General features: G+C 71.2%; 26 protein-coding genes and 1 pseudogene. 13 read left to right on the top strand and 14 right to left on the bottom strand.

Going from position 1 to position 25543, the window contains the following annotated elements:
- Positions 1-19: 19 nt before the first annotated feature.
- Positions 20-403 carry an ArsR/SmtB family transcription factor gene (locus ACTWPV_RS46070; RefSeq protein ID WP_443156671.1) on the top strand — a complete coding sequence of 128 codons (384 nt, stop codon included), beginning with the start codon at positions 20-22 and terminating at the stop codon, positions 401-403.
- Here ACTWPV_RS46070 and ACTWPV_RS46065 read toward each other — a convergent pair.
- Complete coding sequence (locus ACTWPV_RS46065) at positions 371-1780, bottom strand: MFS transporter (protein WP_443156670.1); 1410 nt, start codon at positions 1778-1780, stop codon at positions 371-373. The two genes, ACTWPV_RS46070 and ACTWPV_RS46065, sit on opposite strands and share 33 nt — an antisense overlap.
- Positions 1781-1909: 129 nt before the next feature.
- A complete protein-coding gene (locus ACTWPV_RS46060) occupies positions 1910-2521 on the bottom strand; it encodes a TetR/AcrR family transcriptional regulator (RefSeq protein WP_443156669.1) in 612 nt (203 codons plus the stop codon).
- Positions 2522-2653: 132 nt separating this feature from the next.
- Between ACTWPV_RS46060 and ACTWPV_RS46055 the strand changes: the two genes are divergently transcribed.
- From ACTWPV_RS46055 to ACTWPV_RS46045, 3 genes and pseudogenes are all read left to right on the top strand, one after another.
- Positions 2654-3514 carry an SDR family oxidoreductase gene (locus tag ACTWPV_RS46055; protein ID WP_443156668.1) on the top strand — a complete coding sequence of 287 codons (861 nt, stop codon included), beginning with the start codon at positions 2654-2656 and terminating at the stop codon, positions 3512-3514.
- Between the two features lie 156 nt (positions 3515-3670).
- Positions 3671-4863 (top strand): annotated as a pseudogene (locus ACTWPV_RS46050) (RNA-guided endonuclease InsQ/TnpB family protein); the annotation flags it as partial.
- A 261-nt stretch (positions 4864-5124) separates the two neighbouring features.
- Entirely contained in the window at positions 5125-6423 is a 1299-nt protein-coding gene (locus ACTWPV_RS46045; RefSeq protein ID WP_443156667.1) for a hypothetical protein, read from the top strand.
- A 53-nt stretch (positions 6424-6476) separates the two neighbouring features.
- Here ACTWPV_RS46045 and ACTWPV_RS46040 read toward each other — a convergent pair whose 3' ends face one another.
- Positions 6477-7190, bottom strand: a complete 714-nt coding sequence (locus tag ACTWPV_RS46040; RefSeq protein ID WP_443156666.1) for a DJ-1/PfpI family protein — start codon at positions 7188-7190, stop codon at positions 6477-6479.
- A 380-nt stretch (positions 7191-7570) separates the two neighbouring features.
- On the opposite strand from ACTWPV_RS46040, the gene ACTWPV_RS46035 reads away from it, so the two are divergent.
- Together ACTWPV_RS46035 and ACTWPV_RS46030 are read left to right on the top strand one after the other, a co-directional pair.
- The gene (locus tag ACTWPV_RS46035; protein ID WP_443156665.1) at positions 7571-8794 is read left to right on the top strand and encodes a cytochrome P450 family protein; all 1224 of its coding nucleotides are present in this window, start codon (positions 7571-7573) and stop codon (positions 8792-8794) included.
- 64 nt (positions 8795-8858) lie between these two features.
- Positions 8859-9704, top strand: coding sequence for an alpha/beta fold hydrolase (locus ACTWPV_RS46030; protein ID WP_443156664.1), 846 nt, complete (start codon positions 8859-8861; stop codon positions 9702-9704).
- Positions 9705-10226: 522 nt separating this feature from the next.
- Here ACTWPV_RS46030 and ACTWPV_RS46025 read toward each other — a convergent pair.
- From ACTWPV_RS46025 to ACTWPV_RS45990, 8 genes are all read right to left on the bottom strand, one after another.
- Positions 10227-11339 carry a hypothetical protein gene (locus tag ACTWPV_RS46025; protein ID WP_443156663.1) on the bottom strand — a complete coding sequence of 371 codons (1113 nt, stop codon included), beginning with the start codon at positions 11337-11339 and terminating at the stop codon, positions 10227-10229.
- A 23-nt stretch (positions 11340-11362) separates the two neighbouring features.
- Positions 11363-11779, bottom strand: a complete 417-nt coding sequence (locus tag ACTWPV_RS46020) for a FixH family protein (RefSeq protein ID WP_443156662.1) — start codon at positions 11777-11779, stop codon at positions 11363-11365.
- Complete coding sequence (locus tag ACTWPV_RS46015) at positions 11776-13116, bottom strand: hypothetical protein (RefSeq protein WP_443156661.1); 1341 nt, start codon at positions 13114-13116, stop codon at positions 11776-11778. The genes ACTWPV_RS46020 and ACTWPV_RS46015 overlap by 4 nt, the downstream gene beginning before the upstream one ends.
- Positions 13117-13230: 114 nt before the next feature.
- Positions 13231-14409, bottom strand: coding sequence for a sensor histidine kinase (locus tag ACTWPV_RS46010; protein ID WP_443156660.1), 1179 nt, complete (start codon positions 14407-14409; stop codon positions 13231-13233).
- Positions 14406-15110 carry a response regulator transcription factor gene (locus ACTWPV_RS46005; RefSeq protein WP_347649306.1) on the bottom strand — a complete coding sequence of 235 codons (705 nt, stop codon included), beginning with the start codon at positions 15108-15110 and terminating at the stop codon, positions 14406-14408. The genes ACTWPV_RS46010 and ACTWPV_RS46005 overlap by 4 nt, the downstream gene beginning before the upstream one ends.
- 158 nt (positions 15111-15268) lie before the next feature.
- The gene (thyX, locus tag ACTWPV_RS46000; protein ID WP_132331865.1) at positions 15269-16051 is read right to left on the bottom strand and encodes an FAD-dependent thymidylate synthase; all 783 of its coding nucleotides are present in this window, start codon (positions 16049-16051) and stop codon (positions 15269-15271) included.
- 64 nt (positions 16052-16115) lie between these two features.
- Positions 16116-16430, bottom strand: a complete 315-nt coding sequence (locus ACTWPV_RS45995; RefSeq protein ID WP_347649305.1) for a DMT family transporter — start codon at positions 16428-16430, stop codon at positions 16116-16118.
- On the bottom strand, positions 16427-17053 hold the full coding sequence (locus ACTWPV_RS45990) for an FMN-dependent NADH-azoreductase (protein WP_443156659.1): 627 nt from the start codon (positions 17051-17053) through the stop codon (positions 16427-16429). The genes ACTWPV_RS45995 and ACTWPV_RS45990 overlap by 4 nt, the downstream gene beginning before the upstream one ends.
- A 74-nt stretch (positions 17054-17127) precedes the next feature.
- Between ACTWPV_RS45990 and ACTWPV_RS45985 the strand changes: the two genes are divergently transcribed.
- From ACTWPV_RS45985 to ACTWPV_RS45975, 3 genes are all read left to right on the top strand, one after another.
- Positions 17128-17682, top strand: coding sequence for a TetR/AcrR family transcriptional regulator (locus ACTWPV_RS45985; protein WP_443156658.1), 555 nt, complete (start codon positions 17128-17130; stop codon positions 17680-17682).
- A gap of 95 nt (positions 17683-17777) precedes the next feature.
- Positions 17778-18962 (top strand): sensor histidine kinase, encoded by a 1185-nt coding sequence (locus tag ACTWPV_RS45980; protein WP_443156657.1) that lies wholly within the window; start codon positions 17778-17780, stop codon positions 18960-18962.
- On the top strand, positions 18959-19645 hold the full coding sequence (locus ACTWPV_RS45975) for a response regulator transcription factor (RefSeq protein ID WP_347649301.1): 687 nt from the start codon (positions 18959-18961) through the stop codon (positions 19643-19645). The genes ACTWPV_RS45980 and ACTWPV_RS45975 overlap by 4 nt, the downstream gene beginning before the upstream one ends.
- A gap of 26 nt (positions 19646-19671) precedes the next feature.
- On the opposite strand, the gene ACTWPV_RS45970 is transcribed toward ACTWPV_RS45975, so the two are convergent.
- Positions 19672-20175, bottom strand: coding sequence for a hypothetical protein (locus ACTWPV_RS45970; protein WP_347649300.1), 504 nt, complete (start codon positions 20173-20175; stop codon positions 19672-19674).
- 204 nt (positions 20176-20379) lie between these two features.
- Here ACTWPV_RS45970 and ACTWPV_RS45965 point away from each other — a divergent pair, with 204 nt between their 5' ends.
- The 3 genes from ACTWPV_RS45965 to ACTWPV_RS45955 are packed head-to-tail and all read left to right on the top strand — an operon-like array spanning position 20380 to position 22375.
- Complete coding sequence (locus tag ACTWPV_RS45965; protein ID WP_443156656.1) at positions 20380-21075, top strand: hypothetical protein; 696 nt, start codon at positions 20380-20382, stop codon at positions 21073-21075.
- On the top strand, positions 21072-21752 hold the full coding sequence (locus ACTWPV_RS45960) for a DUF4166 domain-containing protein (protein ID WP_347649298.1): 681 nt from the start codon (positions 21072-21074) through the stop codon (positions 21750-21752). Before ACTWPV_RS45965 ends, ACTWPV_RS45960 begins: the two co-directional genes overlap by 4 nt.
- On the top strand, positions 21749-22375 hold the full coding sequence (locus ACTWPV_RS45955; RefSeq protein WP_347649297.1) for a TetR/AcrR family transcriptional regulator: 627 nt from the start codon (positions 21749-21751) through the stop codon (positions 22373-22375). The genes ACTWPV_RS45960 and ACTWPV_RS45955 overlap by 4 nt, the downstream gene beginning before the upstream one ends.
- Before the next feature lie 304 nt (positions 22376-22679).
- On the opposite strand, the gene ACTWPV_RS45950 is transcribed toward ACTWPV_RS45955, so the two are convergent.
- The gene (locus ACTWPV_RS45950; RefSeq protein WP_443156655.1) at positions 22680-23858 is read right to left on the bottom strand and encodes a DUF455 family protein; all 1179 of its coding nucleotides are present in this window, start codon (positions 23856-23858) and stop codon (positions 22680-22682) included.
- A gap of 267 nt (positions 23859-24125) precedes the next feature.
- On the opposite strand from ACTWPV_RS45950, the gene ACTWPV_RS45945 reads away from it, so the two are divergent.
- Complete coding sequence (locus tag ACTWPV_RS45945) at positions 24126-24434, top strand: hypothetical protein (protein ID WP_347649295.1); 309 nt, start codon at positions 24126-24128, stop codon at positions 24432-24434.
- A gap of 8 nt (positions 24435-24442) precedes the next feature.
- Here ACTWPV_RS45945 and ACTWPV_RS45940 read toward each other — a convergent pair whose 3' ends face one another.
- On the bottom strand, positions 24443-25444 hold the full coding sequence (locus tag ACTWPV_RS45940) for a helix-turn-helix transcriptional regulator (protein WP_347649294.1): 1002 nt from the start codon (positions 25442-25444) through the stop codon (positions 24443-24445).
- Positions 25445-25543 lie beyond the last annotated feature (99 nt).

The raw sequence follows: 25543 nt of genomic DNA, 5'->3' as shown, positions 1-25543 counted from the left end.
AGCATCGTACTATAGAGCCATGGTCACAGCACGACACGGCGGGCAGGACCGCGTGCCGCCACATCCCGACATCGCCGGGATCAACCTGCAGCAGGTGCTCGAGGCCCTGGTCGACCCGGTGCGCCGCCAGATCGTGCGCGAGCTGCACGCGGCCGACGAGGCCCTCAGGTGCGGCGTGATCGACCTGCCGGTCAGCAAGTCCACCGCCACCCACCACTTCAACGTGCTGCGCGAGGCGGGCCTCATCCGCCAGTACTACGTCGGCACCTCCCGCATGAACGCGCTACGCCGCGACGAGGTCGAGAAGGCGTTCCCCGGCCTGCTGGCCCTCGTCGCCGCCGATGATCATCTGGTCGCCGGCCGGCCGTCGTCAGGTTGGGCGGGTCCTGGCCGCACGCCGTAGCACCAGGCTGATCAGGATCGCCGACGCCATCGCGGCCGTCCCCGCCCAGGCGGCGGTGGTGTAGCCGGTCTCGGCGGGGAAGGTGGCGCCGGCGCCGGTGTGGGCGGCGAGCACCAGCCCGGCGAGCGCGCTGCCGATGGAGAAGCCGACGCTGCGCACGACCTGGTTGACGCTCATCGCGCTGGAGGTCTCCTCCGGCGGGACGGCGGCCAGGATCGTGGCCGCCATCGCGGCGGAGAAGACGCCGACGCCCACCCCGAGCAGGCCCATCACGGCGAACGCCAGCCACAGCTGGCCGCGGGCCAGCGCGAACACCACGAGCGCCGCCAGGACCACGCCGCCACCGCCGGCCAGGACCGTCATGACCTGGACCCGCCCGCGCAGCCGGGGCACCAGCTTGCCGCCCGCGAAGCCCAGCACCGAGAACGGCACGAGCACCAGGCCGGCGACGAAGACGTCCACGCCGAAGCCGTACCCGGCCGGCTCGGGTGTCTGCACGTAGCGGGTGACCAGGGAGAGCAGTAGATACATGCCGACCCCGCCGAAAAGCATGATCACGTTGGCGCCGGCTACGGCGGGGTGCCGCAGGAGGGACAGGTCCACCAGCGGGGCGGCGCACCGGCGTTCGCGCAGCACCCAGGCGGTGAGCAGCACGGCCGCGGCGACCGGCAGCGCGGCGGCGAGCGCCGGGTACCCGGTCCACAGGGTGGTCTGGCTGATCGCCAGGGACAGGGCGACGAGACCGGCGCTGAGGAGCGCGGCCGCGGGCACGTCGACGGCCGCCGACCGGCCAGGAGGCGGCTGCGGCACCGCCCACCAGGCGGTGGCCAGCGCGGTCGCGGTGATCAGCAGGCCGAGCCCGTACGCCACCCGCAGCCCGGCGACGGAGGTGAGGAGCCCGGCCAGCGGGTAGCCGATGCCGATGCCGGCGGTGGACGCCACCGACAGCAGCGCGATCGCCGCGCCGGAGCGTTGCCCCGGCAGGTGGTCGCGGGCCACGCCCATCATCAACGCGGGCAGGCCCAGGCCGGCGCCCTGGGCGACCCGCCCGGCCAGCAGCCAGCCGAACGAGGGCGGCACCACGGTCAGCAGGCTGCCGGCCACCACCACGGCGAGAGTGAAAAGGACGACCCGGCGCCTGCGCGGCCCGGCGCCAAGACGCCCGAGCACGGGGGTGGCGACCGCCCCCACCAGGAGCGGGGCGGTGAGCGTCCACTGCGCGGCGGCAAGCGGGACATCGAACTCACCCGCCACCTCGGTGATCAGCGGTGCCCCCAGGCTGCCCACCACTGCGACGACCAGGGCGATGAACATCAATGAGGGCACCAGTAACCGGCCCTCGGCCCCCGGCAGGGACTCGTGTGCGGTGCTGGTCATCGGCCGCCTCGGTCGTGTCGTCGACGCGCCGCCGACCTCACGTCTCGCTCCGGACGTTGGCGCGCCGACGACCTTACCCTGTCGGCGGCTTCCATCCGCTCACCGAGCCCGTCCCGGACGGCGTACGACTCAGCGACGCGGGCGCAGCCCGTTGAGGGCGGTCTCGACGACGCTGTCGGCATAGCCGGGGGTCAGCCCTCCGGCGCGCTGGAGCCAGCGGTTGAGCAGCGGCCCCCAGATCATGTCGACGGCCACGTCGAGGTCGAGGTCCTCGGCCAGTTGCCCGGCCCGCTGGGCGCTGCGCAGCCGCCCCTTCTTCAGCTCTCTCATCGGGCCGTCCAGCCGTTCGGCGTAGAGGGCGGCGAGCGCGGGATCGTGGGTGATCTCCGTGTTGAGGGCGCGCATCGGCTCGTCGTAGCGCGGATCGTTGAGCTCTTCGATCGTGGCTCTGAGCACCGCCTTCAGGTCCGCCTCGAGATCGCCGGTGTCGGGCAGGGCGCTCGCTTCGCCGTCCGGCTGCTCGCTGAGCATGAGGAAGGCGTCGAAGAGGACCGCCCCTTTGGAAGGCCACCAGCGGTAGATCGTCTGCTTGCCGACACCGGCCCGCGCCGCGATGCCCTCGATGCTCAGCTTGGCGTATCCCACCTCCTGCACCAGCTCGAAGGCGGCGGCGAGGATGGCCCGCCGGGAGGCCTCGTTCCGTCGGGGCGCAGGAGGTGGCGACTTGCGCTGCGTCGTCATGCCGTCAACCTAACAAATAGAGACGAGACGGTCCGTATTGACTCGGCGAGAGGTGAGCCTGTACTGTCCTCGCAAGACGAGACGGATCGTCTCGTATCGCACGGAGCACACAACCCGATCGGAGTTCCGCCCATGCCCACCCCGGAAACCGTCACCACCCGCACCTGGTTCATCACGGGAGCCAGCCGCGGCCTGGGCCGGGCGTTCACCCTCGCGGCGCTGGAGCGCGGCGACCGCGTGGCCGCCGCCGCCCGGACCATCGCGCGCCACGACTTCGACGAACGCTACGGAGACCGGCTCCTCACCCTGCCCCTCGACGTGACCGATCGCGACGAGGTGTTCGCCGCCGTCGACACCGCCGTCGGGCACTTCGGCCGGCTCGACATCGTGGTGAACAACGCCGGGACCATGTCCTCGGGCATGATCGAGGAGTTCACCGAGGCCGAGGCGCGCGCCCAGCTGGAGGTCAATCTCTTCGGGGCGATGTGGGTCTGCCAGGCCGTCCTGCCCCACCTGCGTGCCCAGGCCTCGGGCCACATCGTGCAGATCTCCAGCATCGGCGCCCTGGGCGGCTTCCCCAGCACGGGGATGTACAGCGCGAGCAAGTTCGCGCTGGAGGGCATGAGCGAGGCGCTGGCGATGGAGGCCGCGCCGTTCGGCGTCAAGCTCAGCATCGTCCAGCCCGGCGGCTACTGGACCGGCCTCTACACCAGCATGACGATGACGTCGCCCGCGCCCGAGTACGGCCCGTTGCGCGCCGAGCTGGAGAAACAGTGGGCCGAGGGGTCGATCGACAGCGAGCCGCGGCTGGCCGCCGAAGCGCTGATGAAGCTGGTCGACAGCGCGGACCCGCCGCTGCGGCTGCTGCTCGGCAGCATGGTCTACGACCTGGCCTTCGACATCTCCCGCCGGCGGATGGAGACCTGGGCCGGCTGGGAGCAGGTCAGCCGCGCCGCCGAACACGCCGTACCCGCCCCAGGAAGCGCCGGCTGACCACCGGTCCGGCCGCTCCTGCGCCGACCCGCCTTCAGGCGGCAGAGGAATCGGTTTCCTGCGGAGCAGGGCAGGGGAAGGCGATTCGCCGCCAGGCGGACCGCTGTATAGAACACACACACGATTATTAGCTGATCGTGCGGTAGGATGTGAGGCATGGCGCGGATCGTGAAGCGGGCCTACAAGTACCGCTTCTACCCGACCCCCGAGCAAGCCTCCGAGCTTGCCCGGACGTTCGGCTGCGTCCGCCTGGTCTACAACAAAGCTTTGGAAGAACGGACCCGCGCCTACACGCTGGAAGGCCGTCGCGTCTCCTATGTGGAGTCCTCGGCCGCCCTCACGGCGTGGAAGCGCAGCGGCGACTATGACTTCCTGTCCGAGGTGTCGTCGGTCCCTCTTCAGCAGGCGCTTCGCCATCTCCAGGCCGCGTTCGCGAACTTCTTCGCCAAGCGCGCCAAGTACCCGGCCTTCAAGTCCCGCAAGAAGTCGCGGGCGTCGGCCGAGTACACCCGGTCGGCGTTCCGTTGGCGCGAGGGCCGATTGACGCTGGCGAAGATGGACGCCCCGCTGGCGATCGTATGGTCGCGTCCCCTTCCTGAGGGTGCGGAGCCGTCCACGGTGACCGTCTCGAAGGACGCTGCGGGGCGCTGGTTCGTGTCCCTGCTGGTCGAGGAGGAGATCAGCCCGCTGCCGCCCGCTGCGGGAAACGTGGGGATCGACGCGGGGATCACGGCGCTGGCCACGCTGTCCACCGGCGAGAAGATCGTCAACCCTCGTCACGAGCGCCGCGACCGGCGCAAGCTGGCCAAGGCGCAGCGGGCGCTGGCCCGCAAGGAGAAGGGGTCGGCCAACCGGGCCAAGGCCCGCCTGAAGGTGGCCCGCGTCCACGCCCGCATCACCGACCGTAGAAGGGATCACCTGCACAAGGTCACGACACGGCTTGTTCGCGATAACCAAGTGATCGCCGTGGAAGACCTGACCGTCCGCAACATGGTCAAAAACCATCGTCTGGCCCGCGCCATCTCCGACGCCTCCTGGCGCCAGATGCGCTCCATGCTGGAGTACAAGGCCGCCTGGTACGGGCGCACGCTCGTGGCGGTGGACCGCTGGTTCCCCTCCAGCAAGCTGTGCTCGGCGTGCGGAGCCTTGCAGGACACGATGCCGTTGCACACCCGCGCATGGCAGTGCGCCTGCGGCGCGGCCCATGACCGGGACGTCAACGCGGCCCAGAACGTGCTCGCCGCCGGGCTGGCGGAGAGCTGAAACGCCTGTGGAGCTGGTGTAAGACCCCAACGAGAGTCCTCTCGGACGGGCAACCGGCGATGAAGCAGGAACCCTCACGGGCGACCGTGGGAATCCCTCTCCTTCAGGAGGGGGAGGATGTCAAGGCTGAGCATGGTCTGGTGCCGCCCCACGGGCTGCACCACGAGATCTACCTGAGCGATTTCACCGATCATCGGCCCAGGACGATGCTCAGGCAACCGGTGGCGCCCGCCGCCGGGTGAGCCCCGCGCCGGTGACGGCTCTCATCGCGACCGCGAACCTTCCCGGCGATCGCGAAGGAGGACGCCCAGGCCAACCACTGCCGGGTGCGCGGCGTCGTACCAGGTGTGGATCTTGCCAGGCGCCGGGGGCTGCGTATCGCGGTCGCGGCCGTCACCCTTTTATTCGCCCTCGGCGCCTTCGACCAGCTGAGGACGCCCGTCCTGCCGATGCCCCAGCGGGCGGTGGCCTCGGTCGAGGAGATCGCCGCGCGCCTGCGCCACTACGTGGACGGCGACGTCACCTACGCCCCCTATGTCATGGCCCCGGGCATCCCTCTCCTGCCGTGGTGCTGGCCGGAGAGCATCGAGGCGCGGCTGCCGCCCGAAGGCGTGCCCGCCTACAGCGGCAGGTTGCTCCTCCCGGAGATGGACGAGCCGCTGGCGGCGAGATTCTGGATCACCTCGCCGGAGGAGGCGGCCCGCGGGGTGGCCGCGGCCCGCCGCGGCACCGAGGAGTGCGGCCACTCCGACGACGACAGGCTCAGGGACGTGACGGACTTCGACCGCTGGGGGTGGCACGGCGTGCAGGCCCTGGTCACCTCCGATTACTGGACGGAGCACGGCGACTCGGGTGCCGGCGCGACGATCGTGGCCGCGCGTGGCGGGCTGCTGGCCGAGGTCACGTGGGCCTGGCCGTTCGAACCGGGCGGCGAACCGGACCGGCGCCCGCTGCTCCGGGGCACCGTGACGGCGGCGTCGGTGCTGGCCGCCGTGGGCGGCGACCGCGCCGGGCCGGCACCCGCCGCTGCCACGACGCGGTCGGCTGCCGCCGAGATCGCTGCGGCCCTGCCCCCGCCGTCGGCGTACGGCAGGACCATGACGACGTGGACCAGTCCGGAGAACTCGCTCCACTCGCACGAACTGGCCTGCGGGGACAGCTCCCACGAGCAGATCGCCTACGATGGCGCGCCCGCCGTCACCCGCCGCCTGATCGGCGAGGTCTCCGTCCGCGAGGACGTGCTGTTCCTGCCCGACGAGCAGGCCGCCGAACAGGCGCGCGCCCAGCCGCTCAGCTGGGAAGGAGGAGGCTTCCCGTCCGACGACGGCGAGATCGTACCCTGCCATGGCGGCAGCGGGATGCTGTTCAGCATCGAACCCGCCCTGCAGCCGTTCAACCGGGGGCCGTGGAAGGGTGAAATGAGAACCTTCGCCATCAGCGGCCCCCACCTGCAGCGCCGCACCGACCTGCTGGGCCGTCCCACCCCGCTCGACGGGGTCGCGCACGTCGCCGTGGGCGTGCGCCATGGCACCACCATGGTCCACCTCCGCTGGCAAGGCCAGGCCGGGACCGACCCCGCCGCCGCTCTGCGCGCCGGCCGCGTCGCCCTCACCCACACGCTCGACCGCCTGCCCGGCGGCGGCTGAGCCGGCTCGGACCGCTCCCTCGGCGAGCGCCGTGCCGCTGGCCCGCCGCACCGTCAGGAGCGTCGCCAGACCACGCCGCGCTGTTCGTACTCCATCGCGGCTTCGACCTGGATGCTGATGTCGGCTCCCAGTTCGCGGGTGACCAGCCAGAGCCCCAGGTCGAGACCGGAGGTGATCCCGCCGGAGGTGATGAGGTCGCCGTCGTCGACCACGCGGGCGTTGATGACCTTTCCGCCCTGGGCGGCGAGTTCGGCCTTGGAGGCGCTGTGGGTCGTGCACGGGCGGCCCCGGGTCAGGCCGGCGGCCGAGAGCAGCATGACTCCGCTGCAGACACCGGTCATGATCACCCCTGCCTTGTGCGCCCGTACGACGTTCGCGAGGACCTGCCTGTCCTTGATCAAAGTGTTGATGCCGGGACGGTTGCCAATGCCGCCGCCACCGGGCACGACGAGCACGTCGGCGGCCGTCGGGTTCCACGCCGTCGCGACGTCGACCTTGAGGCCGAGAGCCGCGGTCACCTGACCGGGCGCGCCCGGCTTCACCAGGGTGACCCGCATCGGCCCGCCGCCGGACTGCACGAGACCCAGCACTTCGAGCGGGCCCGCGAAGTCCTGAACCTCCACCCCCTCGAACATCAGGATCTGGACCCGCAGCGGCCCTTCGCGCTTCGGTCGGGACGCGGCCCACGCCGCGGGCGTCGCCAGCGATCCGAGCGCGGCGGCGCCCGTCGCGGCGGCCGATGTCCTGAGAAAACTCCTGCGTTCCATTCGCCAGCCTTTCGAAGTCGAATTCCCGGCCTACGCTTCGAAATGGAACTAAAGGGTCGTGCGTCATATGCGGGGCGCGCCGTGAAGCTTTCGTGAAGCGTCTCTTCTCGCGAAAGAACATGCAGCCTCAGCGCCTGACCGCTTCACGAAAACTTCACGGTCCCGGTCGCATGCGCCACATGATTCTCGCATTTCATGGCGAGGGCATGAGTGTTCTACGTCACACGCGCGGGAGGAAGCCGCCATTCGCAGGGTTTACTCGAACCAGCGTCTGGCCGAAATGAAACGGCACGCTTATCAGAATGTCGTTCTAGCCGGCTGGGCGTGGCCGGCTTCCTGCGTGGCCGTGCGGCCCGCTTCCGAAATCTCCGGAGGAAAGCATGGACAACGATCCCTTCGTCATCGATCCCAGCGGTAGCGACGTCCTCGGCGAGGCCGAACGCATTCGCGCGCTCGGCCCGGTCACCCGCGTCGAGATGCCCGGCGGTGTGCGGGCCTGGGCGGTGAGCGACCAAGGGCTTCTCAGGCGCCTGCTCGTCGATCCGCGCGTGTCCAAGGACGCCTACCAGCACTGGCCGGCCTGGATCAAGGGCGAGATCCCCACGGACTGGCCGCTGTTTCCATGGGTGGCCGTGCGTAACATGCTCACGGCGTACGGGCCCGACCATCGCCGGTTGCGCGGGCTGATCGCCGGCGCCTTCACCGCGCGCCGCGTCACCGCGCTGCGGCCACGCATCGAGGCGATCACCGGCGACCTGCTGGACGACCTGGCCGGCCTGCCTGCGGACGGTCCCGTTGACTTACGCGACCGCTACACCCACCAGCTGCCGATCAAGGTGATCTGCGAGCTGTTCGGCATCGCCGACGAGGCCACCCGCGTGGAGGTGTCCCGCTGCGTGGACCTGCTGTTCAACGTGGGGAAGGCCCCGCAGGAGAGCGCCGCGGCCTTTCCGCGCCTGCAGCAGATTCTCAGGGACCTGGTGGCGGAGAAGCGCGAACGACCCGGTGACGATCTCTCCTCGGCCCTGATCGCCGCCCGCGACGACACCTCGCCGCTGTCGGAGGAAGAGCTGGTGGACACGCTGGCGTTGTTCGTGAGCGCGGGCCACGAGACCACCGCCAACCTGCTCGGCAACACCGTCGTCGCGCTGCTCACCGACCCGGGCCAGCTCGCCCTCGTCCGCGGCGGGGGGGCCACCTGGGACGACGTGATCGAGGAGACGCTGCGCCACCAGGCGCCCGTGCCGAACATGCCGCTGCGCTTCGCCGTCGAGGACATCGACGTCGGCGACGGCGTCACGCTGCGGGCGGGCGAGGCCGTCCTCGCCTGCTACGGCGCCGCCGGGCGTGACCCGCTCGTGCACGGGCCGGACGCCGGCCGGTTCGACGTCACCCGCCCGGTCAAGGACCACCTGGCCTTCGGCTACGGCGTGCATCGCTGCCTCGGCTCGCCGCTGGCCAGGCTGGAGGCCGGGATCGCGTTGCCCGCCCTGTTCGAGCGTTATCCCGATCTCGCCCTGGCCGCCGAGCCCGGCGCGTTGCCGCCGCTGGAGTCGTTCGTCTCGAACGGGTACCGCGCCCTGCCCGTCAGGCTCGCGCCCTGATCCGGTGCACGCGTCTCGGCCACCCGGCATCTGGTATCCGTCGCCCTACCACCAGGGAGCATCCATGCCCGCCACCTCCACGCTGCTGTTCGTTCACGGTTTCTGGCACGGATCCTGGTGCTGGAGCGAAGTCGTCCCCCACGTGGTGGCCGCCGGCCGCCTGGCCGTCGCAGTGGACATGGCGGGGCACGGGCTGTACGCCCGCCGGCCCCGCTGGTTCACCGAGCAGCCCTACGATCCAGAGGCCGTCGGCACGGAGGTCTCGCCCGTGGCAAACGTGACCCTCGACGACGCGGCCGGGTTGCTGACGTCGCAGCTCACGCAGATCGGCGGCGGCGAGCCGGTCACGGTGGTGGCCCACAGCGCGGCCGGCCCCGTGCTGACGCGCGTGGCCGAGCAGCGGCCCGAGCTGGTCGCGCACGCGGTGTACGTGGCCGCGTACATGCCGGCGTCCGGCGTGCCGGCGGCGGCGTACTCGCAGATGCCGGAGGCCGCAGACGGCTTGGCCGTGCCGTTGGTGCAGGGCGACCCCGCCCGGACAGGGGCGATCCGGCTGGACTTCGCCACGGACGACCCGGTCTACCGCCAGCGGCTCTACGAGGCGTTCTACGGTGACGTGGACCGTGCCCTCGCCGACGCCGCCACCGGCCTGCTGACGCCCGATGGTCCGGCCGGCATCATGCTCGGCACGACCACCCTGACCCGCGACGGCTGGGGTTCGGTGCGGCGCACGTACGTCACGTGCACCAGGGACAGGGCGATCACTCCAGCCCTGCAGGCGAAGTTCGTCGCCGAGGCCGACGCGGCCTTCCCCGGCAACCCGACCTCCGTCGTCACGCTCGACGCCTCCCATTCGCCGTTCCTCTCCATGCCCGAGGTGCTGGCCGGCATCGTCACCTCCCTCGGCTGACAGCCGGAGGCGCGCGGGCGGACGCGCCGCCATCCGACGACGATCAGGGCGACCAGGCCGAGCAGCGGTCCGGTGCTGATGGTCCAGCTGATGCCCAGTGGTGGGCCGGGCTGCTCCAGCAGGTCGAGCGTCAGCTCGCCGGCTCCCCGTCCTTTCGGGCCGTCGACGGCGAACCGGAACGACCACTGGCCTTGCTCGTCGAGCGACTGGACGTCCAGGCCCCACACGTCGCGTCGGCCGGGATGGCGGACGAGCGGCATCTCGTGGCCGACGCCGTCGGGGCCGGTCACGGTGAGCGTGCCGCTCTTGCCGTCGATGCCGCCGTCGGGCATGAACGTGAAGTCGAGCGACTGCATGGCTTTCAGCGGCCACACGCTGAATCCGACGGTGACCCGGTAGGGCCCGGCCTGAACCTGTTCGGTGTGTACGGCCTTCACCGGCTCTTCGGCCTGTGCCGTTGCTGTCAAGGTGAGCATGAGCCCGATGACGCCGAGCACCACGATGACGATCTTCCGCATGGCGCTACCGCCCTTCCCTGGCCGGGGCGAGGAACCGCAGGATCTCGGCGAAGCGGACACCGAGGAAACCGGCGGCCACGCCGAGCGCCGTGCCGGCGGCAGCCGTCGCCAGCAACACGGGGAGCTCGTCGAGCGTGCCGCCACCCAGGAGCAGCGCGGACTGCCCGGCCACCGCGACGGTGACGACCAGCCCTCCCACGCCACCCGCAACCATGGCGGAGCCCACGGCACGCCCGTCGTCGGTACGGGCCAGCACCGGCCCCACCACGGCCGCGACCGGCAGGAGGATCACCGGTATCAGGGCGGGCCCCACCGGCACGCCGCTCGGGTCGTCGCGGAAGGGCTGGGCGATCGCGTCCGCGTACACCCGGGTGGCCCACGGGCAGAACCACCAGAAGGCCGCCTGGATCGCGACCAGGATCGAAGCGATGCCGATCGCGCCGGCCGCCCGTCGGACCAGGCGGGCGCCCACCACGAGAATCAGCACGGACATGAAGGCCATCCCGGCCGTACGGAGGTCGACCACGCTCACGCCGAAGGCGCTCAGCCCTTCGACCACGATCGAGCCGAACCCGAGGAGCAGCGCCAGCCCGATGACCGCGGTGATCGCCCCCCACCTCCGGCCGATGGCGGCGGCGGACACCATCACCGCTCCGGCCATGGTCAACGTGATGGCCAGCAGGAACCCGATGTGCGGAGGGGATTCGATCACCGCGTCGAAGCCGTACAGGCCATGCCACCACTCGTCGAGAAGGCCGTAGACCAGGAACAGCGCGGCGCCGACGCCCGAGACCAGGTAGCCGATCGGAGCGGCGAACGTACGGCCGAACACGCCGATCGCGGCGCCGCCGACGGCGGGGTCCACCGGGCGTCCACGCCGTTCGGCCATGGTGGTCGCCAGCACCACGACCAGGCTGGCGATGCCGGCGATCGCGCTGCCGGAATACAGCACGAGATGTGGCGCGGTGAAGAAGGTGTCGGGCCCGACGTCGTAGTGCCATTGGATGTCCCAGACCATCCCGGTCAGCGACAACATCGCACCGCCGAGGACGAAGGCCGCCGCGGGCAGCCCTTTCGAGCCGGCTTCCGGCCTGCGGGTCGTTGGAGTGCTGGTCATGCTGATGTCCATATGTCGTCCTTTCATGGGACCAGGAGGGTGAAGGCGGCGTGCTGAACGTCGTTCGCGCTGCGCAGCGTGACGTTGAGCCGCCAGTAGCCGGTCATCGCCAACACGGTGTCCTTCGCGCGGTAGCGGCCAGGACCGGTCCGTACGGCCGTGACAGGCGGGTACGCGTGGCCCATCTGGGGCATCACGGGCTGGAGGGTGACGTCGTCCAGGTCGGCGGATGCGCCGTCCCTGGTCGTGACATCGAGGTCGAACGTGTTGGGGCCCTCACGTGGCCCGTCGGTGGACAACCGCACGGTGTACGCGGCGGTGGCGGCCGTCATCGTCGTGCCACCGGCGCCGGCCAGCCAGGGCGGGACCACCAGCAGGCCTGCCGCGATCAGCGCCACGGCCGCCGCCACCAGGGCGAACTTGGTCTTCGTGCGCATCATGCCGGCCTTCCTGGCTCGGGTACCTCCACGGTCATGGGCGCGGTCCGCACCGCGTAGCCGCGCTCGGCCTGCACCCACACGAGGTAGCGGCCGGGCAGCGGAAAGGTGTAGGTGAACGGCACGTCGGGCCCGAACGCGGCGACGCTCTCGTCCGGCTGATCCGGCCGGTTCGGAATCATCGCGTGCACGTGAGCCCAGATGGGCGCGTCCGCGATCCCGTGGCCGACGGGCCCGGCGACGATCATGTGGCCGGCCATCCCCAGCCACGGCTGCAGGTCGCGCGTGCCGAACCTCGCGTTGAAGGTGCTGGGCGAGCCCGCGGGGGCGATGCGGCGGTCCACGCGGAAGTTCTCCGTGGCCGGCGCCGTGCCGCCCGCCGCATCGAGGGTGATCGTGGTGCGGAGCTGTTGCCTGCCGCCCCCGCGCCGGGCGAGCTCGGCTATGACCGCGTAGCGGCCCTTCTCCGGCGCGGCGAACGTCACCCGGTAGTCACCGGGCGCCACACGGACCGGGTGAAGATGCCAGAGCCCGCCCGCGGGGGGCACGACGACCAAATGGATCAGCGCGCTGTCGTGCAGCAGCAGGTCGTCGACGGGGTGCCCGGTCGAGCCGTCGGTCAGCGCCAGCCGCAGGGCCCCGTCACGCATGTCCGTGACCAGGTTCACCGGCGGGCGCGAGCCGTCCACCGGGGCCAGGCGCGCGGCGCCGTACGGGTCGGCGATGCTGTCGGCGTTCGGGTCCAGCCGCGAGCCCGGCGGCGGGAGCGGCGGTGCGCTCCACGACAGGATCACAGCCGTCACCGCCACGGCCAGCGCCGCCACCGCGCCCGAGGCGGGCACCAGCGCGGTCATACCCGGCCGGCGGACCGCGACCACCAGCGTCGCGATCATCAGCAGACCCGCCCCGACGAATCCCGCGTTCGTCGCCTGCTCCAGCGGCGACAGCACCTGTGCGGGCACGACGAACGGGATCGTCGCGATCCGCGTGCCGTCGTCGATCGTCAGCTCCCACAGGCCGGCGCCCGACACCGAGAGCGCGCCGGCGCGGTAGAAGCCCGGCCGCGCGCCCAGCCGTACGGAGGTCGCGCCCGTCTGCCGGCCGTCCTTACCGAGCCGCAGCGCCAGTGAGCCGGGCGGGCTGCCCGCGTGTGCGACCACGTCGACGTGGAGCGGACCCGGCACCGGCTCCATCCGGCGGATCACCACCGTCAGCTCGCGGTCGCCGAGGGACTGCGCGACGTGGATGTCCCCGCCGTCGGCCGCTCCGTCGGCGAACGCGGGGGCCGCCATGACCCAGGCGACGGCGAGGGAGCACAGGAGCGCCGCCACCGCCTTCACGACGGCCCCGCTTCTGCACGGTGTTCTCTGGTGAGGTGATGACCATCCATGTCCGGCATGCAACCGGAGGGCCGTGTGGCCCGTACGACGCGGACCGTGAAGCCACCGTGAAGATCAACCGCGGCCGGCCGGCCCGTCCTGCCGCAGGGGAAGACGGACGGTGAAGGTCGCCCCGTGGCCCGGTCCCCCGGAGGCGGCGGTGAGGTCGCCGCCGTGGGCGCGGGCGATCCCGCGGGCGATGGTCAGGCCGATGCCGCTGCCGCCCGCGGGGGCCGGGCGGTCGGGGTGCTCCACCCGCTCGAAACGGTTGAAGATGCGCGTGAGGTCGTGCTCGTCGATGCCGATGCCGCCGTCCTCGACGGCGATCTCGACGTACGGCGCCGGCGCCTGTCCGGTGCGCACGCTGACCGACACCCGGTCGCCGGCATCGCAGGCACGCAGGGCGTTGCCCATCAGGTTGACCAGGATCTGGGCGATGCGGCCAGGGTCGAGCACGGCCGTGACCGGCGGACGGGGCACGACGGCGAGCGTGACCCCGCCGTCGTCGAACTGCGGGCGCAGCCGTTCGGCGGTCCGCCCGGTCAGGGCGACCACGTCCGTGGGCGCGACCTGGAGGGCGAACGCCCCCTCCTCGGCCCTGGACAGGGTGGACAGGTCGTCCGCGAGACGCCGCAACCGGGCCAGGTCGTCGGTGAGGGAGGCGAACATGGCGTCGTCGCGGGTGAAGATGCCGTCCGCCATGCCCTCGATCTGGCCGCTGAGGATGGTGATGGGCGTACGCATCTCGTGGGCGATCTCCGAGACCAGGCGGGCGCGGCGCCGTTCGACGTCGGCCAGCGCCGCCGCCAGCCGGTTGACGTCCTCGACCAGCGCGGCGAGCCCCGGCTCGCGGGGGACGTCGAGGACGCCGTCGTAGTCGCCGCCGGCCAGGCGGTGGGTCGCGGCCCTGACCTGGCGCAGCGGCCGGAGCAGGAACCGGGAGAAGACGAGGGACAGCAGGAGTGCCGCGGCCATGCCGACGGCCAGCGCGGGCCAGAGCAGTTCGAGGTCCACCTCGCCCTCGCGCCGCGCGGCCAGCGCGGCGAGCAGCCTTTCGAAGTCCGTACGCCCGGCGGCGGGGGAGGTCTGACCACCGGTGCCGTCGACGACGCTGGCGGCGACGTTCATCGCCGTGAGCGCCACGACCAGGACCGCCAGGTGGGACAGCACCAGGCGGACGGTCAGCGGCAGCCGGCGCACCAGGCGGGCCGCCCAGCGTGTCGCCCCCGCGCTCGCGGGTTCTCCTGGAGTCATCCGGCGGGGCGGGCCAGGAAGCGGTAGCCGATGGCGCGCACCGTGCCCACGAACCGCGGGGTGCTCGCGTCGTCGCCGAGCGCGCGCCGCAGCGTGCGGATGTGGACGTCCACCACGCGCTCGTCGCCGAAGAAGTCGTGGCCCCACACGTGCTCGATGAGCCCGCGGCGGGTGAACACCCGGCCCGGGGCTCGGGCCAGCGCCACCAGCAGGTCGAAGTCGAGCGCGGACAGCTCCGGCGTGTGACCGGCGTCGACGGTGACCGTACGGGCGTCGGGGTCGATGACCAGGCCGTCGAAGCGCAGGGCCCGGTCCTCGGCGGCCTGATCGGGGATCTCGGCGCGGCGCAGGATGGCCCGCGCCCGCAGCGCGAGCTCGCGGGCGCTGAACGGCTTGGTGACGTAGTCGTCGCTGCCTGCGGTGAAGCCGATGATCCGGTCGACCTCCTCCGTCCGGGCGGTGAGCAGGATCACCGGCACCTGGCTGGTCGCCCGGATCCGGCGCAGGACCTCGAACCCGTCGAGGCCGGGCAGCATCACGTCCAGCACGACCAGGTCGGGCTGTTCGCGTGCGACGGAGGCGAGGCCGAGCGGCCCGTCCGGAGCCTCCAGGACTTCGAAGCCGTCCGCCTCCAGGTAGCCGCGGAGCGTCATCCGGATCTTGGGCTCGTCGTCGACGACCAGAATGCGCTGTGTACTCATGCTGCCTCTGCCATCGGTCAGCGGACGGATCTGCGCCTTAGGGGGAGCCGCAGGCACCACACCGGTGTTGTCCATACCCGGACAGCCAACCGGAGCATCATGTGGCGCGTACCCGCCGGACCGTGAAGCTTCGGTGAAGCCGGGGAGCGTCCGCCGGGTCAGACCTTGCGCCAGCCCGGCACCCAGGCTCCGTCCTCCACCACGTAGTCGCCGAAGAGGGCGGGCGCCTCCTCGCGCATGAGCTCACCGATCCGCTGGAACAGCAGGCGGATCTCCTCCTCCGCGCCGACGGCGGTGCGAGCCTCGATCGTGTGCCGCAGCGTGCGCACGTTGGCGGTCCACACCAGCCCGGTCGCCAGGCCCTCGGGGGCGAACCTGCGCATGAACGACGTGCGGTGCTTCTTCTCCGAGAACGGCACGCCTTCCTCGTCGAGCCCGAAGTGGCCGGCCATCCACCGCTGGAACTGCTCCAGCTGCTCCAGGACGGCTGTGGCCCGCTTCATCAGCTCGTCGTCCTCCTGCGCCCATTCGGGGAACCAGAACGGCAGCTCGTCCAGGCGTACGAACCGCAGCGACTCCTGGGAGATCGCCACGCCGGGACGGTGCCTGACCAGCTCATGGGTGAGGACGCGGCTCACGTTGTGCAGCACGAAGCTGAAGCTGATGTGCTCGAGGACCGAGCCGTGCGCGCTGGCCAGGATGTTACGCAGGTAGTCGTCCTGGTCTTTCCTGATCCGGACCACGTTGGGATTGAGCCCTGGCTCGAAGGAGCGGTAGCAGAGCCGGCCGGCGAACTCGGCGAGGTTCTGTGCGTCGAGGTCGCCGCGGTCGAGCCGCTCCAGCCAGCTCTCCCCGCCGACCTCCGCGAGATAGCGGGCCAGCTCGTCGTAGTCGAGCGACGGACGGGCGACGACGAAGACCTGGGGTTCGACAGTGCGCATGGAAATCCCCCGTATGGAGCGACCGCGTGGTGACGGCCCCAGTCAACCAGGTCCCTGCTCGGCTTCACGTGGTGACCCTGGCCAACACTATCCCGCCGACTATCAGGGCGAGCGCCACCATCCTTCCCGCCGACACGGGGTCGTCGTTGACGACGATGCCCAGGGTGATCGCCCCCACGGCGCCGATACCGGTGAAGACGGCGTACGCGGTGCCGACCGGCAGCGTGTTCATGGCCTGGGACAGCAGCCAGACGGCGGCGGCCATGAGGACCAGGCAGATGAGTGTGGGCAGTGGCCGGGTGAAGTTGTGCGTCGGCTTGATGCTCTGTGACCAGGCCACTTCGATCAGCCCGGCCAGCATCAGGATCAGCCAGTTCATCGGGCAGCCTCCTCGAGTGCCGCGGCCAGTGACTTCTCGTGCTGCTCGCGCAGGTGCGCCAGCGCCGGGTCGAGGCGGGCGTTGACCAGTTCGGCGTGGATGAAGGTCGCGTTCTCCACCTGGAAGTGGCCTTTGAAGAAGTCGCGCAGGTAACGCTCCTGATGGTCGTACGGCTCGCGGGGCGTGCCGGGGCCGTACGCGCCGCCGCGCGCGCTCGTCACCACGAAGGAACGGCCTTCGAGTGACATCCGGGGAAAGGTGATCTGGTCGAGCCAGGCTTTGAGCGTCGAGGGGATCGAGTAGTTGTACATCGGCGTGCCGATGAGGATGACGTCGGCCGCGACCACCTCGTGGAGCAGCGGCTCCACGACGGCCCACGCCTGGCGCTGGGCGGGTGTGCGGACGGCCTCCCGATAGCGCGTGATGTCGGTGATCTCGTGCCTCAGGATGTGGTCGCACAGCTCTGTCCACGCCTCGCCGATGTGCGGCACGGGGTGTGCGGCCAGGTCGCGGTGGACGTACGCGGCCTGGGGGTGCGCCGCGCGCCAGGTCTCGGCGTACCGGCGGGAAAGCTCGCGTGAGAACGACGCCCGGCGGGCGCTGGAGTCCAGGTGCAGCAGCATGATCTCTCCTCATGAACTGGACACAGTGTCCGATTGAGTATAAGTGGACGATGTGTCCACATACAATCGAACGCATGGAGAGAGCCGACGCCGCGCGAAACCGGGCGCGGATCCTTGAGGCGGCCGCGCAGCTGTTCTCGCAGCGGTCCCCGGAGGACGTGACGATGGACGACATCGCCAGGAAGGCCGGGGTGGGCCGGGGCACGCTCTATCGCCGCTACCCCGACAGGGCCTCGATCGCCGTCGCCCTGCTCGACGCGCACGAGCGGGACCTGCAGGAACGCCTGCTGCGCGGCGAGCCGCCGCTGGGCCCGGGCGCGCCGCCCGCCGAGCGGCTGGCCGCCTTCTACGCTGCCATGGTGGACCTGCTGGAGGACCACTCTCACCTGGTGCTCGGCTCAGAGGTGGGCCGCTCCCGCTTCGAGACGGGCGCATACGGCTTCTGGCGCGCCCACGTGCGCGCCCTCCTGGCCGCCGCCGGCACGCCCTGCATGGACGCGCTGGCCGACGTCCTGCTCGCCCCCCTCGCCCCCGAGGTGTACGGCTACCAGCGCACGGTGCTCGGTCTCACGCCGGAGCGGATCACCGAGGCGCTGACCAGGCTCACGAAGACCCTCGACCCGCCGTGAAGGCGTGCGGGGCCGGAGCCGCGGGGCGAGCCCGGCGCCACGGCCGGCGCGGCACTCTGGCGCCCGGTGGCGGTGGGCGCAGCTAGTCTTGCCGGGTGTTCGCGAACGTCCCGAGCGCCGTCCGCTCCTGGCCGGGCTTCTGGCGTGCTCGCTCCACGTTCGCCAAGGACGGCACGCTGGCTGTGCTGCTCACGCTGCTGGCGTTCGTACCCACGCTGTCCGCTATCGCGGCGCAGCTCGGCGACCTGCCACGACGCCCGGCGGACGCGCCGGCCGTGGCGCTGGTCCTGGCCCAGTCCGCGCCGCTGGCCGTGCGCCGTCGCTGGCCCGCGGCCTGCCTGGCGGTCATCGGCGCCGCCTTCGCCGCGCACCAGGCGCTGTCCTACCCGCCGACGTTCGCCAGCATCGGGCTCTATCTGGCGGTGTACGCGGCCGGAGCCCACCAAGAGCGGTTCCGTCCCGGCCTCGCCGCGGCGGCGAGCGCCAGCTATGCCACGCTGGCGGTCGTCCTGAGCAGCCTCGGGTCGCCCACTCGCGTCCAGGATTTCCTCGCGTTCTACCTGACGCTGGTGGTGATCTGGATGGCCGGCGTGGGGATGCGCCGCCGGCAGGCGGAGGAGGCCGAACGCCGGCGGCTCGCCGCGGACGTGGCCAAGGCCGCCGAGCGGGCACGCATCGCCCGTGAGCTGCACGACGTGGTCACGCATCATGTGACCGCCATGGTGGTCCAGGCCGACGCGGCACAGCTGGTGGTCGGAGCGGCGCCCGACCGGGCCGAGGCCGGGCTCGCCTCCATCGGCGACACCGGGCGGCGGGCTCTCACGGAGCTGCGGCACCTGCTCGGCGTGCTGGAGGCGACCGGCGAGTCGGGCGCCGCGGACGACCGCGCGGCGGCGCTGGACAGGATCGGCGACCTCGTCGAGCGGGCCCGCGCGTCCGGCCAGCCCGTCGAGCTGTTCCAGTACGGCGAGCCGCGCCCCCGGGCCGTGGACGTGGAGCTGGCCGCCTACCGGGTGGTGCAGGAGGCGCTCACCAACGCGATGAAACACGCGACAGGGCGGCCCACCCGGGTCACGGTGCACCACGATCCCGACCGCATCGCGATCGAGGTGACCAGCGACGGGCCCGCCGGCGCGGCCCCCGCGCTGCCCTCGGGCGGGCGCGGTCTCGACGGGCTGCGCCGGAGGTTGCGCACGCTCGATGGCGATCTGGTCGCCGCAGGCGGCCCCGACGGCGCTTTCCGTGTCCGCGCCTCCATCCCCACCAGGAGCCAGGCATGACCGACACCCCGATCAAGGTGCTCATCTGCGAGGACCAGGAGCTCGTGCGGGCAGGCTACGTCACCGTCTTCTCCGCCCAGCCCGACATGGAGGTGGTCGGTGAGGCCGCCGACGGCCGCGCCGCGGTGGAGGCCGCGCGGCGGCTGCGCCCGGACATCGTCGTGATGGACATCCGGATGCCCGTCCTCGACGGCATCGAGGCCACCAGGCAGCTGGCCGGGCCCGGCATCGCCGCTCCGGTGAAGGTGCTGGTCGTCACCACGTTCAACGTCGACGAGTACGTCTACGAAGCGCTCAGGGCCGGGGCCGCCGGCTTCCTGCTCAAGGACGCCAGACCGGCGGAGCTGGTCAACGGCGTGCGTATGATCGTCCGCGGCGAGTCCCTGCTGGCCCCCGCGGTCACCCGCACCCTCATCGGCCACTACGCGGCCCGCCTGCGCCCCGCCGACACCGCCAACCCGGCCAGGCAGGAGGTCGTACGCGCGCTGACCCCCCGCGAGCTCGAGGTGCTCGTACAGATCGCCGGCGGCCTGTCGAACGCGGAGATCGCCGCGGAGCTGTCCATCACCGTCGAGACCGTGAAAACCTACGTGTCACGGATCCTGATGAAACTCGACCTGCGCGACCGCGTGCAGGCGGTCGTCCTCGCCTACCGGGTCGGGCTCGTCCCCGCCGCCGGCTGAGCCACGACCCGGTTCGCGCGGCGCCGTCAGCCGCAGTTGCCCCACTCGTCGCGGCTGCCCGTGGCGAGTGGGCCGCCGTGGCCGCCGCTGCTGATCGAGCCGAGGAACCGCACGCAGTGCCCTGAGGTCTTCTGGGTGATCGCGGCGTAGTGGCCGTACTGGCCCTCGTCCTGCACGACGCCCTCGGCGCCGCTGCCCGAGCTGCGGTAGTGGAGCTCGGCGTTGGTCCAGGTGAGGGTGCCGTGCCAGCTCTCCTTGCGGGTCACCACGCAGTTCTCCCCGTACGTGCCGCTCCACAGCAGGTACACCGTGCCGTACCTGGAGCCGTTGCGGTTGACGGCGGAGCGGGAGTCCTGGTTGGTGTAGGACCCGGATGACCAGCCGCATCCCTCCGACGAGCGCACGATGTCGGACAGGGAATGTGCCGAGGCCGGTGCGGGCGCCAAGCCGACCACTGCCGCTGAGAGCAGGAAAGCGGCTGCCCCTGTGCCGGCGAACCGCCGCAGTGGGCGGCGTGAGATTGCGAACATGACCTGCTCCTCGATGTGCCGATTCGTTCGGTCCCCCCTGGAACCGGCCTCCACGTTAGATCGGTAACTAGTGGAAATACTCGGTCATATCGGGACACATACCGAGCGGATAAGGTCATGCGCTTGCGACGCGCCCCTGTTCGAGCGGGCGCTCAAATCGTACACTTCGGTTTTGAGCGATCGCTCAAACAGGGGGAGGCGGCCATGCAGCTGTACGTCGAGGCACGCATACGCGCCGACCTGGACCTGCTCTGGCACCGCACCCAGGATCCGGCACACCACCAGCGCTGGGACCTGCGCTTCACCCACATCGACCACCTGGCCCGCGCGGAGGGGGAGCCGCAGCGGTTCAGGTACGGAGTCCGCCTCCTGCCGGGCCTGCTCGTCTCGGGAACGGGCATCGCGTCGGGAGAGAAGCGACGCCCCGACGGCACCCGCACCTCGGCTCTCCGCTTCGCCTCCCCGCACCCCCTCTCACCGATCGCGCGAGGCCGCGGCTACTGGCGCTACCTCCCCGGCGGGGACGGCATCTGCTTCGTCACCGGCTACGACTACGAGCCGCGCTGGGGGCGCCCCGGCCGGATCGCCGACCGCCTCGTCCTGCGCCCGCTCATGGGGTGGGCCACGGCCTGGTCGTTCGACCGGCTGCGGTTGTGGTGCGAGCGCGGCATCACGCCCGAACGGTCGCTGCGGCACGCGCTCGCCGGCGTGGCGGCACGCGCGCTGGCCATCGGAGTCGCCGCGGCGGTGGCGCCGCCGGCCGCCGTGCCGGTGGCGATCGCCGCGCTCTGGCTGCCGCCGTCGCGTGACGCTCCGGCGGCCCGGCGCTGCCTGCGCCGCCCGCCCGGAAGCGGAGCCGCCACCCCGCCCGCCCTCCTGAACTCCTTGAGGTGGTCATGATCTCGATCTTCCAGCAGGCCCTGGGCGCCGGCTTCGACCGGCTGCACCCGCGCATCCAGCGGCGCTTCTCCGCCGGCCTCGGCAGTGGCGAGGCCTGCGTCGGCCGCGGCGTGATGGATCGCGTCTGGCACGGAGGCGCCTGGCTGCGGCCCTTCCTGGCGCTGGGCGGCACACGGCACATCCTGGTGCCGCGCAGCGGCCGCGACATCCCCTTCACCATCGAGAACGTCCCCTACCGCGACTCCTTCGGTCGCGAGACGGTCACCTTCGTCAGAACCTTCGCCTTCCCCGGCCGGCCGCAACGCTTCGACGCCACGATGATCTTCAGCCCCGAGCGCGGCTGCGTCGTCGACTACCTCGGCACGCACCAGCACCTCGCCACCGACCTGCACGTCCGGGCGGACCCGAGCGGCGCCCTGGTCATCCGCTCCGGCGAGCAGCGTTTCCGCGAGGGCCCGGTCGACGCCCGCGTGCCGGCCCTGATCAGGGGCGACGCCGTGGTCAGGGAATCGTACGACGACGAGGCGGGGCGCTTCCGCATCCAGGTCACCGTCTCCAACCGCTACTTCGGGCCGCTCTTCGGCTACGAGGGCTCCTTCACGGCCGAGCACATCGACGTGGCCGCCCATGGCGTACGCACCGATCTGCGGCCGGTCCGCGAGGAAGCGCGAGCATGAGCAACGACACGCGGACGAAACTGCTCGAAGGCGCGCTCGCGACGCTCACCGAGCAGGGCATCGCCAAGACCTCCGCGCGTGCCGTCGCCGCCGCGGCGGGGGTCAACCAGGCGCTGGTCTTCTACCATTTCGGCAGCGTCGACGAGTTGCTGGCCGCCGCCTGCCGCCACGGCGCCGAGCAGCGGGTCGCCGCCCACCGCGACCGCCTGAACGACGTGCGCACCCTCGGCGAGCTCCTGGCGCTGGGCCGGGACCTGCACGCCGCGGAGCGCGACGGCGGCCACGTCGCCGTCCTGGCCCAACTGCTGGCCGGCGCGCAGACGCAGCCACGGCTGGCCCCCGCCACCGCCGCCGGGCTCGCGCTGTGGACCGAGGAGATCGAGCAGGTGCTCGTACGGGTGCTGGCCGGGAGCCTGCTCGCGGAACTCGTCGACGTCGCCGGGCTGGCCAGGGCGGTCTCCGCCGCGTTCGTCGGGCTGGAACTGTTCGAAGGCGTCGACCCGGCCGGCGCCGGCCATGCCTTCGCCGCACTCGACCAGATCGCCGACCTGGTCACCGCGCTCGAAGAACTCGGGCGGCTCACGCGGCCGCCCGCCCGCGACGCTCCACCGACCGCCGGCTAGCGGGACGGAGGAGTCACCACCCGACGAACGAGCACAGCCGGCATCGACAGCGACCCGGCAAAGACCGGGGAAGTCGCCCGGGAGACGGATTTCGACCGCTGGGGGTGGCACGGCGTGCAGGCCCTGGTCACCTCCGATTACTGGACGGAGCACGGCGACTCGGGTGCCGGCGCGACGATCGTGGCCGCGCGTGGCGGGCTGCTGGCCGAGGTCACGTGGGCCTGGCCGTTCGAACCGGGCGGCGAACCGGACCGGCGCCCCGCCGGAACGGCGGACGACCGACGGGCAAGGAGTTTCGCACGACTCAGGTGCCGGGGCGTAGCTCGGCCAGTTCGGCTTCGGTGAAGCCGGCCAGGATACGATCCTCGACGTTGAGCGGCATCGGGCTGACGGTGGGCCAGTTCGCGGCGGCCAGGAGCCGGCGGGTCTCCGCGTCGAGGGCGGCGACGGCTTCGTCGCTGCCGAGCAGTTCGCGGAGCCAGCGGTTGCCGTTGCCGACATGGGTGACCTCGTCCGCGTTGATGTAGTCGAAGAGCAGGGCGGTGCGTTCGTCGCCCATCTTCTTGAGGGCGCGGTAGATCACCATGCCGCCGTCCAGGCCGATGCCCTCGCCCATGCGCTGTTCGATGTTGATGCGTTCGGGCAGCGTACGGCCGAGGGTGAACTTGTCCCACACGTCGAATTTGATGGGATGGTCGCCGATCTGGCCGCCGAGCTCGGAAATGCGGTTGGCTATCAGCTCGAAATGACGCCCTTCGTCCCGAACTTGTTTGGCCAGGTCGTACCGCAGGCCCCATGGAGCCTCGGGGTGATGGGCGATGAGGGCCGCGCAGATCTCGGCAGCGCAGATCTCGATGCCGAAGATCATGTCGTGCAGGTGCCGGACGAGTCCGGAAGCAGAGGAAGCGCCTTCGGCGAGTCCGGCCTCCCGGCCCGGCCGGCGGGGAATCGACTCCAGTGCGGACAGCGGCGGAGGGATCTGCTCGTCCCGGTCCAGGCCCTCGATGCCGCGCGCCAGTTCTCCCCTCCCACCGGACGTGGCGCCGCCGGTCGGCGGGGTGAGCTTGTCCAACTGCTCCGCCACGCTCTTCAGACACGACACCGAAGCCTCGTCCGCCAACTGGTCGTGCCGGGCCTGACAGAGGCAGACGACGTCGCGCAGCTCGGGAAACGCCTGCGACACCAGGAGGTCGTACTGCTCCGCCGGATCGCCGATCCGGATCAAGCCGTTGGTGAACTCGGCGTATCCGGCGACAGGCGTCATCGCCTCAGCGGAGGAACGAAGGCCGGGCAACCGCCGGCCGAGGTGGTCGGCCGCCTGCGCGAGGCTCCACACATCGCGCGAGAGGGCCACCTTGGTCCGGGAGTCGGCGACCCTCACCAGCGCGCCGGCCGAGATTTCCAGCAGGCGGACGCACGCGTACCGGAGAATTTGCAGTGACCGGCGGCTCTCCGCCACATCAGGGGGAGCTTTCTCCGTCATTCAGAACCTCCTTTGCCGGGCGGTCACCATACGAGCCGCATCATTCGTGCTGACCACGTTCACCGGTCGTCCCGGCGTTGCGTGCGTTTCCTGGCGCATTCTGACTATTACCAGAGCTCGCCCCCGAATCAGCGTGCTGTGACTGGCAGGTGTCTGCCTGGCAGCAACCGTCCATTTCTCGTCAAGCCGGTCGGCCATGGACAGGATTCGCCTGTGGCAGGAATTGACCACTGCCGAAGGCGGTGGGGGAATGTTCTCTTTGAGGGCGTGACGCGGTTGCCCACCGGCTCTGAGAGCCTGACCATGTACCGCGTTCTCATCGTGGTGGACACGCCCGGCCGGCGAGCATCGGAAACCGGCCTGCGTGCCGCCCTCACCGATTCAGCCGCCGGTAACGACTGCACGGAGCACATCTTCATGGAGGCGCGGGACGGCCTGCTCGTCCTGGTCGTGTATCTCCGCGCCGCGGACCCGTACGCGGCCCGCTTCACGGCCGAGCAACTGTGCCGTCGTACGATGGCCGTCGCCATGCCGCCGGACGTCCTCTGGGTGATCCGGTCGGCGATCGTCCTCTGACAGGTGACCTACTCCAGGTCGTCCTGGTCGATCCAGCCCAGGGCGACGGCTCGCGCGCCGACCTGGAATCTGCTCTTCGCGTCGAGCCTTTCCTGCAGCGCGGACACGGTGCGCCTGACCGTGCGGACCGACACGCCGAGCCGCCTGGAGACCATCTCGTCCGTGTGGCCCAGGCCGAGGAGTCTCAGGACCTGCTTCTCCTGTGCGGTCCGCCCGTCGTCGTGCCGCCGCCGCCGTGTGCCGAACGGCACCGCGTTCTTCCACGCGAAGTTGAACAGCGCGACCAGCCCCGTGAGCAGGCCAGGATTGGCGACCTCCACGGCAGCGGCGCAGGGCCTCTCCATGTCGACGGGCACCACCGCGATCCGCCGGTCCACGATGAGCATGCGCATGGGGAGCACGGAGGTCGTGCGGACCTCGCTTCCCATGTCGCAGAGCCACTGGGCGTAGGCGCAGGTCGCCGGGTCGTTACGGACGCTGTCCAGATAGATGGTGCGAAGCCGGACCCCACGGTCGATCGCGTCCCTGTCCAGGGGTCTGCTGGCGGCCATGCTCGCTTCCGGCTGGGCGCCGCCGTACATGAAGGAAGCGACCTCCCATGTGCAGGTCTCGGACAGCTCGCGGAGCCTTGCCCTGACGGTGTCGACGCCCTCGAGCCGGTCGATCCCGGTTGCGGACGTGTGCACTCGGCTCTCCGCGTACACGTCCAGCAGCGCCGTGAGCGAGGCCCTGCTCTCCTCGAGCTCCTGCTGCCGCTTGGCGATCTCAGTCTGCTGCCGGGCGAGCAGGGCAGCGAGCCCGGTCTTGGGGTTGACGGGCACGAGAACCTCGCCGGCGGATCCGGAGATGCGCAACAAGGACATGCGTGCCAGGTCGTCCAGGGCCTGACGGACCTGGTGTTCCTCCATGCCGAGGTTCCGCATCAGGTCTTCGACTCCGGCCTGGGGATGTTCGAGCATCGCGAGGTACACCGTTTCGGCGACATCGTTGATGCCCAACGCCTCGAACATGAGCCCTCCCTGCGCTCTGGACTCCTCCGTTCCGCCCTGTCTAGCGAGAGGCGATATGAGGCGGCTATGAAGTCGCTATACGTCGGGCGGCAACGCGGG

Source organism: Nonomuraea sp. KM88, from assembly GCF_052245635.1.
Lineage (GTDB): Bacteria > Actinomycetota > Actinomycetes > Streptosporangiales > Streptosporangiaceae > Nonomuraea.
The sequence above is the reverse complement of the archived record's forward strand: the minus strand, read 5'-3'. Positions and strand labels throughout refer to the sequence as shown.

Excerpts from the sequence above, each read along its gene's own strand:
- ACTWPV_RS46070 (WP_443156671.1), top strand. The coding sequence starts at position 20 with ATGGTCACAGCACGACACGGCGGGCAGGACCGCGTGCCGCCACATCCC.
- ACTWPV_RS46065 (WP_443156670.1), bottom strand. The coding sequence starts at position 1,780 with ATGACCAGCACCGCACACGAGTCCCTGCCGGGGGCCGAGGGCCGGTTA.
- ACTWPV_RS46060 (WP_443156669.1), bottom strand. The coding sequence starts at position 2,521 with ATGACGACGCAGCGCAAGTCGCCACCTCCTGCGCCCCGACGGAACGAG.
- ACTWPV_RS46055 (WP_443156668.1), top strand. The coding sequence starts at position 2,654 with ATGCCCACCCCGGAAACCGTCACCACCCGCACCTGGTTCATCACGGGA.
- ACTWPV_RS46040 (WP_443156666.1), bottom strand. The coding sequence starts at position 7,190 with ATGGAACGCAGGAGTTTTCTCAGGACATCGGCCGCCGCGACGGGCGCC.
- ACTWPV_RS46035 (WP_443156665.1), top strand. The coding sequence starts at position 7,571 with ATGGACAACGATCCCTTCGTCATCGATCCCAGCGGTAGCGACGTCCTC.
- ACTWPV_RS46030 (WP_443156664.1), top strand. The coding sequence starts at position 8,859 with ATGCCCGCCACCTCCACGCTGCTGTTCGTTCACGGTTTCTGGCACGGA.
- ACTWPV_RS46025 (WP_443156663.1), bottom strand. The coding sequence starts at position 11,339 with ATGACCAGCACTCCAACGACCCGCAGGCCGGAAGCCGGCTCGAAAGGG.
- ACTWPV_RS46020 (WP_443156662.1), bottom strand. The coding sequence starts at position 11,779 with ATGATGCGCACGAAGACCAAGTTCGCCCTGGTGGCGGCGGCCGTGGCG.
- ACTWPV_RS46010 (WP_443156660.1), bottom strand. The coding sequence starts at position 14,409 with ATGACTCCAGGAGAACCCGCGAGCGCGGGGGCGACACGCTGGGCGGCC.
- ACTWPV_RS46005 (WP_347649306.1), bottom strand. The coding sequence starts at position 15,110 with ATGAGTACACAGCGCATTCTGGTCGTCGACGACGAGCCCAAGATCCGG.
- thyX (WP_132331865.1), bottom strand. The coding sequence starts at position 16,051 with ATGCGCACTGTCGAACCCCAGGTCTTCGTCGTCGCCCGTCCGTCGCTC.
- ACTWPV_RS45995 (WP_347649305.1), bottom strand. The coding sequence starts at position 16,430 with ATGAACTGGCTGATCCTGATGCTGGCCGGGCTGATCGAAGTGGCCTGG.
- ACTWPV_RS45990 (WP_443156659.1), bottom strand. The coding sequence starts at position 17,053 with ATGCTGCTGCACCTGGACTCCAGCGCCCGCCGGGCGTCGTTCTCACGC.
- ACTWPV_RS45985 (WP_443156658.1), top strand. The coding sequence starts at position 17,128 with ATGGAGAGAGCCGACGCCGCGCGAAACCGGGCGCGGATCCTTGAGGCG.
- ACTWPV_RS45975 (WP_347649301.1), top strand. The coding sequence starts at position 18,959 with ATGACCGACACCCCGATCAAGGTGCTCATCTGCGAGGACCAGGAGCTC.
- ACTWPV_RS45970 (WP_347649300.1), bottom strand. The coding sequence starts at position 20,175 with ATGTTCGCAATCTCACGCCGCCCACTGCGGCGGTTCGCCGGCACAGGG.
- ACTWPV_RS45965 (WP_443156656.1), top strand. The coding sequence starts at position 20,380 with ATGCAGCTGTACGTCGAGGCACGCATACGCGCCGACCTGGACCTGCTC.
- ACTWPV_RS45960 (WP_347649298.1), top strand. The coding sequence starts at position 21,072 with ATGATCTCGATCTTCCAGCAGGCCCTGGGCGCCGGCTTCGACCGGCTG.
- ACTWPV_RS45955 (WP_347649297.1), top strand. The coding sequence starts at position 21,749 with ATGAGCAACGACACGCGGACGAAACTGCTCGAAGGCGCGCTCGCGACG.
- ACTWPV_RS45950 (WP_443156655.1), bottom strand. The coding sequence starts at position 23,858 with ATGACGGAGAAAGCTCCCCCTGATGTGGCGGAGAGCCGCCGGTCACTG.
- ACTWPV_RS45940 (WP_347649294.1), bottom strand. The coding sequence starts at position 25,444 with ATGTTCGAGGCGTTGGGCATCAACGATGTCGCCGAAACGGTGTACCTC.